This window comes from Rummeliibacillus sp. SL167 (genome assembly GCF_007896505.1).
Taxonomy (GTDB): domain Bacteria; phylum Bacillota; class Bacilli; order Bacillales_A; family Planococcaceae; genus Rummeliibacillus; species Rummeliibacillus suwonensis.
The window spans coordinates 2,016,820-2,028,945 of the sequence record NZ_VCBM01000001.1; the positions used below are offsets into that span (position 1 = coordinate 2,016,820).

At 35.8% G+C, this 12,126-nt stretch carries 10 protein-coding genes and 1 other annotated feature; of the genes, 3 read left to right on the forward strand and 7 right to left on the reverse strand.

Annotation, left to right across the window (positions count from 1 at the left end; genetic code table 11):
- Window positions 1-13: 13 nt before the first annotated feature.
- Genes opp4B through FEZ13_RS09135 form a run of 3 tightly spaced genes read right to left on the reverse strand, consistent with a single transcriptional unit; the run spans window position 14 to window position 2,942 of the window.
- A complete protein-coding gene (gene opp4B / locus FEZ13_RS09125) occupies window positions 14-976 on the reverse strand; it encodes an oligopeptide ABC transporter permease (RefSeq protein ID WP_146552359.1) in 963 nt (320 codons plus the stop codon).
- 2 nt (window positions 977-978) lie between these two features.
- A complete protein-coding gene (locus FEZ13_RS09130) occupies window positions 979-1,926 on the reverse strand; it encodes an ATP-binding cassette domain-containing protein (RefSeq protein WP_146552360.1) in 948 nt (315 codons plus the stop codon).
- Window positions 1,923-2,942, reverse strand: a complete 1,020-nt coding sequence (locus FEZ13_RS09135; RefSeq protein WP_146552361.1) for an ABC transporter ATP-binding protein — start codon at window positions 2,940-2,942, stop codon at window positions 1,923-1,925. The genes FEZ13_RS09130 and FEZ13_RS09135 overlap by 4 nt, the downstream gene beginning before the upstream one ends.
- Window positions 2,943-3,636: 694 nt before the next feature.
- Window positions 3,637-3,856: a binding site (T-box leader), on the forward strand.
- 135 nt (window positions 3,857-3,991) lie between these two features.
- Between FEZ13_RS09135 and trpS the strand changes: the two genes are divergently transcribed.
- Complete coding sequence (gene trpS / locus FEZ13_RS09140) at window positions 3,992-4,981, forward strand: tryptophan--tRNA ligase (RefSeq protein WP_146552362.1); 990 nt, start codon at window positions 3,992-3,994, stop codon at window positions 4,979-4,981.
- Here the strand turns inward: trpS and FEZ13_RS20575 are convergent.
- From FEZ13_RS20575 to FEZ13_RS09150, 3 genes are all read right to left on the reverse strand, one after another.
- Window positions 4,923-5,156 (reverse strand): YuzI family membrane protein, encoded by a 234-nt coding sequence (locus FEZ13_RS20575; protein ID WP_483314023.1) that lies wholly within the window; start codon window positions 5,154-5,156, stop codon window positions 4,923-4,925. The two genes, trpS and FEZ13_RS20575, sit on opposite strands and share 59 nt — an antisense overlap.
- Window positions 5,157-5,400: 244 nt before the next feature.
- Window positions 5,401-6,636: a beta-ketoacyl-ACP synthase II gene (fabF, locus tag FEZ13_RS09145; protein ID WP_146552363.1), complete on the reverse strand. Its 1,236-nt coding sequence runs from the start codon at window positions 6,634-6,636 to the stop codon at window positions 5,401-5,403.
- A gap of 26 nt (window positions 6,637-6,662) precedes the next feature.
- Window positions 6,663-7,601: a beta-ketoacyl-ACP synthase III gene (locus FEZ13_RS09150; RefSeq protein ID WP_146552364.1), complete on the reverse strand. Its 939-nt coding sequence runs from the start codon at window positions 7,599-7,601 to the stop codon at window positions 6,663-6,665.
- Window positions 7,602-8,429: 828 nt separating this feature from the next.
- Here FEZ13_RS09150 and FEZ13_RS09160 point away from each other — a divergent pair.
- Window positions 8,430-8,633: a YjzD family protein gene (locus FEZ13_RS09160; RefSeq protein ID WP_146549593.1), complete on the forward strand. Its 204-nt coding sequence runs from the start codon at window positions 8,430-8,432 to the stop codon at window positions 8,631-8,633.
- 114 nt (window positions 8,634-8,747) lie between these two features.
- Here FEZ13_RS09160 and FEZ13_RS09165 read toward each other — a convergent pair whose 3' ends face one another.
- Complete coding sequence (locus tag FEZ13_RS09165; RefSeq protein WP_146549594.1) at window positions 8,748-10,892, reverse strand: ATP-dependent Clp protease ATP-binding subunit; 2,145 nt, start codon at window positions 10,890-10,892, stop codon at window positions 8,748-8,750.
- Between the two features lie 520 nt (window positions 10,893-11,412).
- Here FEZ13_RS09165 and FEZ13_RS09170 point away from each other — a divergent pair.
- On the forward strand, window positions 11,413-12,117 hold the full coding sequence (locus FEZ13_RS09170; protein WP_146552365.1) for a Crp/Fnr family transcriptional regulator: 705 nt from the start codon (window positions 11,413-11,415) through the stop codon (window positions 12,115-12,117).
- Window positions 12,118-12,126: the final 9 nt, after the last annotated feature.

The window sequence follows — 12,126 nt, forward strand, 5'->3', positions numbered from 1 at the left end:
TCAAAGCCTTTAATTATTCAATTCGAATGCGAGGATCAACAAGACACATAATAATATCCGACAATAAGCTTCCAAGCAGCGCTAAAAAACCATAAAGCAATACTAAAGCTGTAATAACGGAATAATCACGTTGCCCTATAGATTGAACAAATAATTGCCCCATGCCTGGATAGCCATAAATGGTCTCAATAAAAATAGAACCACCTAGCAAACCAGTAATTGTAAATCCTAGAAAGGCGGCTATTGGTAAGAGCGAATTACGAAAAATATGTTTGGAATATATTTTCCCCATTGGAACGCCTTTGCTTCGAGCTGTCTTTACATAATCTTGCGTTTTTGCATCAATAACTTCTGAGCGCAAATATTGAAGTACTGTTGTTGTCCCCAGTATTCCTCCCGTAATACCAGGTAATATTAAGTGATAAAACTTACTCAAAAAGTAATCTAAAGTTCCAGTCTCGTATTTTACATCCACAGTGCCACTAGTTGGAAACCACCCCAGTTTATATCCAAAGAAAAATAATAACAGTAAACTTAACACAAAAGTTGGAATAGCATATGTAACAAAACTGTATAATACAGTCCCTTTATCAAATAAAGAATTTTGATAGCGCCCTGCATAAATCCCTAATGGAATAGCAATCAAGTAAACTAATAAAACAGTAAATATAGAAAGCCATAATGTATTCAACGCACGATGTCCTATTAGACTTGCTACACTATCTTTGAACGCATAACTATCACCAAAATCCCCATGAAATGCATTAATTATCCAATGATAATATTGAATGTACCAAGGATCATAAAACCCTGCTGCTTTTCTAAGTTCCTCTAAACGATTAGGATCGGTATCTGGTGTAATCAGACCTGTAAATGGATCACCAGGCATCATCTTTGCCATCCAGAAGATCAACAAACTTAATATGAAAAGTTGAGGAATCATCACAAGTATACGTCTTAAAATTGTTTTCCACATACTTATAGTTCTCCTTTCTTCAATTCATTCATTGCTACTTTGTGGGTTGGAGAAAAATCTTGTAATCCATATACTTTTCCATGTTCATCATAGTATTGATATGACTTTTCCTTGTATGATGCTTCAACCTCTTTTCGTACTTTTTTGCGTTCTTGCCTTGTTTCAGGCTCTATATTTGGAATGGATGATAATAAACGCTTTGTATATATATGTTTCGGATTATTATAAATATCTTCTCTTGTTCCGCTTTCAACAAAGCGGCCTTTATACATGATTGATATGTAATCACACATATGACGAACAACCCCAAGATCATGAGATATAAATAAATAACTTAAACCAAATTCTGTCTGAATATCTTTCATAAAATTCAATACTTGAGCTTGAACAGATAAATCAAGTGCAGAAACAGGTTCATCAGCAATAATCAATTTGGGATTGCATGCAACAGCACGTGCAATTCCTATTCTTTGTTTTTGTCCTCCTGAAAATTCATGAGGATATTTTAATAAGGCTTCTTCTGACATACCAACAATCTCAAGCAATTCTATAATGCGACGCTTTTCCTCTTTAGGGGAAATTTTCATAAAATTCCGAATTGGCTCTGCAATCACATCCTGAATTCTTTTCCGAGGATTCATAGCTGAGGTTGAATCTTGAAAAATCATTTGAATCTCTCGACTAAAATCACTGTTTCGTTTACGACGTTGCTTTGTCACATCCTTACCTTCATACATAATTTGCCCAGAAGTAATTTTTTCAAGTCCAATAATGGTCTTTCCTGTCGTTGATTTACCTGAACCAGATTCACCAACTAATCCATATGTCTTTCCCTTCTCAAATTCCATTGATACTCCATCAACTGCATAAACATAATCTACAATTGTATTAAAAAATCCACCACGTATAGGATAATGAACACATAAATCTTTAATTTGCATAAAACTCATGATATGCCACCTCCGTCTCCGCCTTCAAAATGAAAATTTCTCCAACAGGTACATCTTACAAAATGTTGTTTTTCAACTTCATGTAATTGCGGATTCTCTTCATGCTCTATTGCAGCAACCCAAGGAATACGAGATGCAAATCTACAGCCTTTACGAGGCATTTTTGTTAGAGTTGGGACCATACCATGAATAATTTCTAAACGGCTTTTTTCATCAACAGCTTGCGGAATAGATTTTAAAAGGGATCTTGTATATGGATGTTTTGGATTTCTAAATAGATCTACAACCGGTGCTATCTCAACGATCTGTCCTGCATACATTACAGCTACACGGTCAGCTACTTCCGCCACTACACCTAAATCATGTGTGATCAAAATAATCCCGGAATTTGTTTCTTTTTGCAAATCGTCCAGTAGATCTAAGATTTGAGCTTGAATTGTGACATCTAGTGCTGTCGTCGGTTCATCTGCAATGATCATTTTAGGTTTACAAGCAATGGCGATGGCAATGACAATCCGTTGTCTCATACCACCCGAGAGTTGATGTGGAAATTGATGTACAACTCTTTTCGCATCAACTATCCCTACTTGATCGAGCAATTCCAAAACACGTTCATTTCGCTGTTTTTCGTTTAAATCCATATGATATTTTAAAGTTTCAGCAATTTGATCACCAATTTTCATTAAAGGATTTAAAGCAGCAAGCGGATCTTGGAAAATGAATCCAATATCATTTCCCCGTATTTTATTTAATTCATCTTCTTTTAAGTTGATTAAATTGCGCCCATTAAAAATGATTTCACCTTTAACTTTTGTATTTACAGGATTGTGTAATCCAACAATTGAAGTTGCTAATGTACTTTTCCCACAGCCTGATTCACCAACTATTGCAAGTACTTCATTTTCTTTTAAAGTTAGAGAAACATCTTCTACTGCATCATAATGTTGATCTTTTATCCTAAAACTAGTATGTAAATGATTGATCTGTAATATTTTTTCAGGTGATTTCAAGGGCATGCTCCTTTCTAAAAATATTTTTATGATGTTATGATAATTGATGTGTATTAAGGAAACGGCTTAATCCACATGCCCGCATAACAGCGAACCATCCGTAATAGAAAACTGTTGAAAGTAACAATCTTGGTGGACGAAATTGGATAATTGAGTTGCCAATTTTTTAAATGAATTTACTAAAATAATAACCAAATATATTTCGAAATTGTAATATTTAGGTTTTCTAAATCAACTTTTTATTAAATTAACATAAATTATATTACAAATCAATATAATTATTCTTATTTTTCTTATTTTTCTTTTTATTTAGTATATTTAACTATACAACTAAAATAGAATAATCCAAATAATAACAGTATTATTAAGTAAACTCCATCAGTAGGGTTTTCTTCATCCCTCACTGAAATAGAGAAACTCAGGTGTTACTACGTCCTGTGGTAACACCTGAGTGACCGACATCTTGCCCGCCCAAATCAATCGAACACATATGGCAGTTGATTTAATTGATAACTGTTAAAAATTTTACATTAACCATGAAACCATTCGGACACATATGGCAGTTGATCCTCCATCTATCTTTCTCGTTTCTCTCAACATCTTGAAGTGGGGTCTTACTGCTCGTTAACGCGGATCACACTGATTAAAGAAGAGAAACTTGTATTTTGCATATAACTATATTATAATTTTCAGCAGAACATTTAGAACGATGACGAAGAGGAGTACTTAAAGTCAGTATGTCCAAGAGAGTCTGTGGCAGGTGTGAACAGATCATACACTTTAAGGAATGGGCTTCCGAGTTAGCTTTATGAACCTTTGCGCAGTAGTGAAGCTCGTATTTCTCACGTTACGAGAGAGAGTGGTCGATTTTCGACAAGCTTGGGTGGTACCGCGGATTCAAAACATCATTCGTCCCTATTTGGGATGCATGATGTTTTTTTATTTTGGACTGTTGATTTTGATTTACCGCGAAAACTGTCTATTTGTAGCGAAATCAAGTGAATATCAACGACATTATTAACAGAGAGAGCCTATTTCTAAGGAGGAGTTTCAACATGAAAAGAATTTTTTCTGGTGTTCAACCAACAGGTGTTATTACATTAGGCAACTATATTGGTGCCTTCCGTCAATTTGTCACTATGCAAAATGACTATGATTGCATTTTTAGTATTGTAGACGAGCATGCCATCACTGTACCACAAGATAGTGATGAGCTAAGCAAAAACATCCGCACCTTAGCAGCAACTTATCTAGCAACCGGTATTGACCCCGATAAGGCAATATTATTTATCCAATCTGAAGTTCCTGCACATGCACAAGCTGGATGGATGCTAACTTGTACATCTTACATCGGAGAATTAGAACGTATGACCCAATTCAAAGATAAAGCGAAAGGAAGAGATGCTGTATCAGCTGGTTTACTAACTTACCCACCTTTAATGGCAGCAGATATTTTGCTCTATAATACGGATATCGTGCCAGTCGGAGAAGATCAAAAACAACATCTCGAAATTACTCGCGACTTAGCAGAACGCTTTAATAACCGTTATGGAGAAACATTCAAAATCCCAGAAATTCAATTACCTAAAAACGGTGCACGTATTAAATCATTACAAGATCCATTGAAAAAAATGAGCAAATCAGATGACAACAAAAAAGCAACTATCCGCATACTTGATTCTGCAAAAGACATTGAGAAAAAAGTAAAATCTGCTGTGACAGATTCTGAAGGAATTGTAAGATTCGATCTAGAAAATAAGCCAGGTGTTTCTAACCTCCTAACGATCGAAGCTTCTTTAACAGATATTTCTATTGATAACCTCGTTGCCAAATATGAAGGTCTAGGCTATGGTGCATTCAAAGCAGGTGTTGCTGAAAGTATTATCAAGCATTTAACACCTATTCAAGAACGATTTGCTGAACTAATCCATTCATCTGAACTAGATCACATCCTCGATGATGGTGCAGAAAAAGCCAATGCTATTGCTAGCGAAACGGTTTCGAAGATGGAGATTGCGATGGGGCTGGGTAGAAAAAGACGATAAGCATTCCTATCCAAGAACCAACGAATATTTTAAAATCCATTGTGTTCAAGATAAATGTAAAAACTGACATCCACGTGTATCCTAATGCGTGATAGTTTAAATAAAGAATCATATGGGTGGATGTTAACACAATCAACCCATAACAGATTAGAAAAATGAGTATTCTCATATGCATGAATCCTTTACTATTTTTTATATTCTATGAACAAAAGTCCTTCTCTATTCATGAGAAGGACTTTTAATATGATTAAAAATAATAGAGTTTCTTCCTATTATATATAGCATCATTAAAATTTAGTATGCTACTATGTTAAAGTTTATATTCTTTAAAATTTTGAATAGTTATAATTATAAGTTTTAAATAAAAAATATACGAAAAAGCACAGGGAGTCCATCCCTGTGCTGAACGTTTTTGAATATTAGATTTTCTTAAATAATAAGGAAGCATTATGGCCTCCAAAACCTAATGAATTACTTAAGACATAAGAAACTTCTTGCTCACGTAAAGTGTTCGGTACATAATCTAAATCACACTCTTCATCAGGTGTTTCAAGATTCATTGTTGGTGGTAATATGCCTTCTTTTATAGCTAAAACGGAGAAGATTGCTTCAACACCACCTGCCGCTCCAAGTAAGTGGCCAGTCATTGATTTTGTTGAACTGATTGCTAGCTTATAAGCATGTTCTCCAAAAACTGTTTTTACTGCTTTTGTTTCATATAAATCATTATAGTAAGTACTTGTTCCATGTGCATTAATATAATCAACCACTTCTGGTGATACTTCTGCGTCATCGATTGCTTGTTGCATAGAACGAGCGGCACCTTCCCCATCTGGTGCTGGCGCTGTAATATGGAATGCATCGCCAGTTGAGCCATAGCCCACTACTTCTGCATAGATTTTTGCATCACGCGCAACCGCATGTTCATATTCTTCTAAAATGACAATCCCTGCACCTTCCCCGATAACAAAGCCATCGCGATTTTTATCAAATGGTCGAGATGCAGTTTGTGGATCAGGATTTAATGATAATGCAGTATTAGAACAGAAACCTGCTACTGCCATGTTCGTGATCGGTGCTTCAGCCCCGCCAGCAATCATCACATCAGCATCGCCACGTTCAATTACTTTAAAAGCATCGCCAATAGAATTTGTACCTGAAGCACATGCAGTTACTGTACAAGAGTTAATAGCCTTCGCTCCAAAATGAATAGAAACTTGACCCGCAGCCATATCAGGAATCATCATTGGTACAAAGAAAGGACTTACACGTCGTTGTCCTTTTTCAAGGAAATTCCTGAATTGTTGCTCATATGTTTCCATTCCGCCGATACCTGATCCAATCCAAACACCCGTGCGTAGACCTAACTCAGGCGTAATTTCGAGTTTTGCATCTTCCACTGCCATGATAGAAGCAGCTAATGCAAATTGAGTGAAACGATCCATTTTACGTGCATCTTTTCTAGAAACATATTTCTCCATCTCAAAGTCTTTTACTTCTGCAGCAACATGGACTGGAAATTTTTCTTGATCCAATCTAGTCAAAGGACCAATTCCAACTTTCCCTGCCTTAATATTTTCCCAAGTTGTTGAAATATCGTTTCCTAGTGGTGTTACTGCTCCAATACCAGTCACTACTACTCGACGTTTTGTCATGATTTTATTCCTCTCTTTCTTTTATATTATCTTCCCCATTTTATGGCTACTGCGCCCCAAGTAAGACCTCCTCCGAATCCTACTAGAACGATCAGATCATCATCATGAATTTTACCATTTTCTAGTTCCTCTACTAAAGCATTACCGATTGAAGCTGCTGAGGTATTGCCATATTTTTTAATAACAGCTGCCATTTTTTCAGATGGCAAATTTAAACGTTGTCTTGCTGATTCCATTATACGAATATTGGCTTGGTGCGGGATTAAATAATCCACATCATTTTTCGTGTAACCTGCTTTTTCAATAACATTGATCGCTGATTGCCCCATTTGACGGACCGCAAATTTAAATACTTCGCGACCATTCATGGTAATATAATTTTTTTCATTTTGGTAAAGATATTTACCGCCAGTTCCATCAGCGCCCAATTCGTAAGTAAGAATCCCACGTCCTTCTGAAACTTTTCCCACGATTGCAGCAGCTGCACCATCGCCAAATAACACAGCTGTATTTCTATCTTCCCAATCAGTAATTTTTGAAAGTTTTTCTACACCAACTACTAATATATAATCATAAGCATTGTTTTCAATAAATTGTTTTGCTGTTACAAGTCCATATATATATCCTGAACATGCTGCTGAGATATCCATCGCCGCAGCATTTACTGCACCCAATTGTTCTTGGATCATACAAGAAACACTTGGAAATGGCTGATCCGGTGTAACTGTCGCCACCAAAATCAGACCAAGTTGTTCAGCGGTGATCCCTGCGTTTTTTAATGCATTTTTTGCTGCGTTAAACGCCATATCTGATGTATCTTCGTCATCCGCTGCAATATGACGTTCTTCTATCCCCGTTCTTGTGCGAATCCATTCATCAGAAGTATCCATTACTTTTTCAAGGTCCAAATTTGTGACAACCTTTTCAGGAACATATCTTCCTACTCCAACAATTCCAGCATTCATGAGGAAGCCCCTCTCTTCTTATTATCAATTATTAGTATCTGGTCTTAATTATAACGAATAATTTTTTACTTTTCAACATTCCGTCATCATTTTGCCATTTTATCTTGTATAAATAGGCAAAAAATCCATACTTCAGGATTAAAAAAGGATTAATGGCTTACAATAAGTCCGATCATTCAATGAATATACAAAAAAGATTACTCCACTGCGTAAAGTTTCACTTTATCCCGCTTTAACGGGCAGTAAGACCCCCATCTCAAGATTTAGAGAGAAACGAAAAGATAGATGGTGGATCAACTGCCCGTAAAAGTCCGATTGGTTCAGCTAACCATCAGTGGGGGATGCAGAAAACCCCCACTGATAGAGTTTCACTTTATCCCGCTTTAACGGGCAGTAAGACCCCATCTCAAGATTTAAAGAGAAACGAAAAGATAGATGGGGATCAACTGCCCGTAAAAGTCCGATTGGTTCGGGCGGGCAGGATGTTGGTCACTCAGGTGTTGCCACAGGACGTGGCGTTTTTCACTTCCGTTCCTCTAGTTCAGTGGGGGATGCAGAAAACCCCCACTGATAGAGTTTCACTTTATCCCGCTTTAACGGGCAGTAAGACCCCATCTCAAGATTTAGAGAGAAACGAAAAGATAGATGGGGATCAACTGCCCGTAAAAGTCCGATTGGTTCAGCTAACCATCAGTGGGGGATGCAGAAAACCCCCACTGATAGAGTTTCACTTTATTGCGCAAACTATTTGAAAAGTTTCTTTTAAATAAATGGGCACATATGATATGATAGGATAAGTAGATAAGTTAGTTTAGAGGTGAAATAGAGATGAGATATATTATTTTAGTCATTTGGTCTGCCCTATTAGTTACAGTATTAAACTATGTAGTCAGCTCGATCAATAATGTCGCATTTGATGGTCCAGCATTTACAAAAGGCTTATGGATCTCACTTGTATTTGCTGCGTTACTTCTTGTCATCGATGCAGTGATTCCAAAAGATTCACCAAAAGAAATCGGTCATCAAGAATAAAAAAATCCTGCCGTTTGGCAGGATTTTTATTTTGCAGAAATACCACATGTTGCAAAGCCACTAATAAAATCACCTTATTAATAACTAAGATCGAATCGCTTTTTAACATTTCGCTTAGTTTTCTTTATGAATAACTACCTTACCATCTTCCATAGACACTACTAATTTTGTTCCTGCAGTTGCTTCCCCTTTTAACAATTCTTGGGCAACTAATGTTTCGATATGACGTTGAACAAAGCGGCGTAAAGGTCTAGCACCAAAAGCAGGATCTACTCCTTCTTTCGCAACCCATTGTAGAACATCCTCGTTCACTTGTAATTCAATTTCTTGTTCAGCCACTCGTTTTTGCAATAATTGAATATATTTCTTAGCAATTTCAAAGTATTGCTCATTCGTTAATGAATGGAACATAATGATGTCATCTAAACGGTTAAGCAGTTCAGGTTTGAAGTGTTGTTTTAAAGCCGCCATGACTAAATCTTCCACTGCATGTTCATTTTCTTGGTCTTTCAAATCCATTAAATAATTTGAACCAATATTTGAAGTTAAGATAACGACAGTATTTGTAAAGTTCACTGTACGCCCTTGACTATCGGTAATACGGCCATCATCTAAGATTTGAAGTAAAATATTTGCTACATCTGGATGAGCTTTTTCGATTTCATCTAATAGTACAACTGAGTATGGATTACGACGAACAGCTTCTGTTAATTGACCACCTTCTTCGTAACCAATATATCCTGGAGGTGCTCCGACTAAACGAGAAACACTGTGTTTTTCCATATATTCGGACATATCAATTCGGATAAAATGATCCTCAGAATCGAATAACTGAGCAGCTAAAGCTTTCGCCAATTCCGTTTTCCCAACACCAGTTGGTCCTAAAAATAGGAATGATCCGATTGGCTTGTTTGGATCTTGAATGCCAGCTCTTGCTCTCCAAACAGCTTCTGTTACTAGGCGTACTGCATCATCTTGACCAACTACACGTTCATGCAGTGTGTCTTTCAAATGCAATAATTTTTCGCGTTCACCTTCTACTAACTTTGTTACTGGAATACCTGTCCATCTAGAAACAATGGATGCAATTTCATCTGCTGTAACATCTTCACGTAATAATCGAGTTTCGTTTCCATCTTGTAAAGATTTTTCTAATTGTTTCAATTCTTTTTCAAGTTCTGGAATTTTACCGTGACGGAGTACGGCAGCTTTGTTTAAATCATATTGATTTTCTGCTTCTTCTAATTCACGGCGATAACGATTTAAAATTTCACGTTTTTCTTGAATTTTATGCAATGATGCTTTTTCTGATTCCCATTGTTCCTTCATAGCTTTAGAAGATTCTTTTAGTTTTTCTAATTCTTCGCGTAATGCAACTAAACGTTTTTGGCTTGCATCGTCTTTTTCTTTCATCAATGCTTGTTCTTCAATTTCAAGTTGCATTTGTCGACGTGTTACTTCATCTAATTCTTGTGGCATAGAGTCAATTTCTGTACGAATCATCGCACAAGCTTCATCGATCAAATCGATCGCTTTATCTGGTAAGAATCGTTCTGTTAAATAACGATTGGAAAGTTCTGCAGCAGCTACAATTGCGCGGTCATGAATTTTAACTGCATGATGCAATTCAAATCTTTCTTTTAGACCACGTAAAATGGAAATAGTATCTTCTACAGATGGTTCACGTACTAATACTTGTTGGAAACGACGTTCAAGTGCAGGATCTTTTTCGATATACATACGGTATTCATCTAAAGTTGTTGCACCGATACAATGTAATTCACCACGTGCTAACATTGGTTTCAACATATTACCTGCATCCATCGCACCATCTGTTTTACCAGCTCCCACGATCGTGTGAATTTCGTCGATGAATAAAATGATACGTCCTTCACTTTCTTTGACTTCTTTTAATACCCCTTTTAAACGTTCTTCAAATTGGCCACGATAACTTGCACCTGCAATCAATGCACTCATATCTAATTCATAAATAAGATGATCTTTTAATCCTTCAGGCACATCTTTTTTGACAATACGTTGTGCCAATCCTTCCACAATAGCTGTCTTACCAACACCAGGTTCACCGATTAATACAGGGTTATTTTTGGTTTTACGAGATAAGATTCGGATGACATTTCGAATTTCTTGGTCACGCCCAATAACGGGGTCCATTTTACCTTTCTTTACTTCTTCTACTAAATTTCGTCCAAATTGTTCCAATGGACTTTTTTGTTCTTCATTGTTCATTTGCATTTGCATAAAGATCCAGCTCCTTCGTTTGACCTTTTTTGACCTTTTGATTAATTATATTATAATTCCATTATCATGAATTGTAAAGATAAATGTTTGACCTTTTTTGACCTTTATAATCCTTTTATATACATTGTTGATTTTCTGCCATATTCTTCGTTTTGTTATATGACATTATTGATTTTCCATACCAAATGTATTGATTATTTAATTTTATCCATTTATCAGGTGTGTTGATGATCCAATTTTTCTAAAAATATAGTGTATTTGCTGATTTAATATTTAGTTGCTCTATCAGAGGCTTTCTACTCTTTCCGAGGCCTTTATTCGCTCTCTCCTGATTTATTCGCTCTTTCGGAGACTTTCTTCTTTTGTAAAAACATCTTTTTCTTGTAGCATAATTGATGAATATCAACAGTATTGTTAAACAAAGCCTAATTTTAAAAGAAATGTGACAGTTTAAAAGTATCGAATTAATCCTAAATTCCTATGTTATAATGAAGAAAAATGAATGAAGGTTGTAGATGATATGGTAAATTCTTATAAGATAGATCCACTTCCTGCTAATATTTCTAAAATATTCAAAGAAAATGGTTCACTGCTTAAGATTTCAAAGGGTAGTCATCTATGCTTAGAAGGTGAACCGGTAAAAGATATTTTTTATGTCGTATCGGGAAAAGTCATTCTGTCTAAAGAAACTATTAGTGGTAAAGAATTGACACTTCGAATTTGTGGTAGCAATGACTGTATTGGTGAGGGGATTATTTTTAGTAAAACAGGGTTTTATCCTTTAAGTGCTAAAGTTATGGAATCAGCTACGATCATTACTCTTGATAAAAATCTTTTTGAAATGTGTTTAAGTCAAGAACCTGCTTTGTTAATCGAGTGCATAAGCTGGTTGCAATTACAAAATTTGAAAGCGCAAACTAAAATGCGTGATTTACTTTTATATGGTAAAAAAGGTGCTCTATACTCAACCATTATTCGACTAACCAATACTTATGGTATGTTGAAAGAGAATGGCGATATTGTCATCGATTATCCATTAACCAATTCAGATCTTGCCAATTTATGTGCTACTAGCCGTGAAGTCATTAATCGAATGTTAAATGAACTAAAAAAATTAGAAGTAATATCTTTCGATAAAAGTATTATTACCGTCCATAAATTAGATTTTCTAAAAAGAGAATGTGAATGTGAAAACTGTCCTTTAAACATTTGCCGTATTGACTAATAATTCATC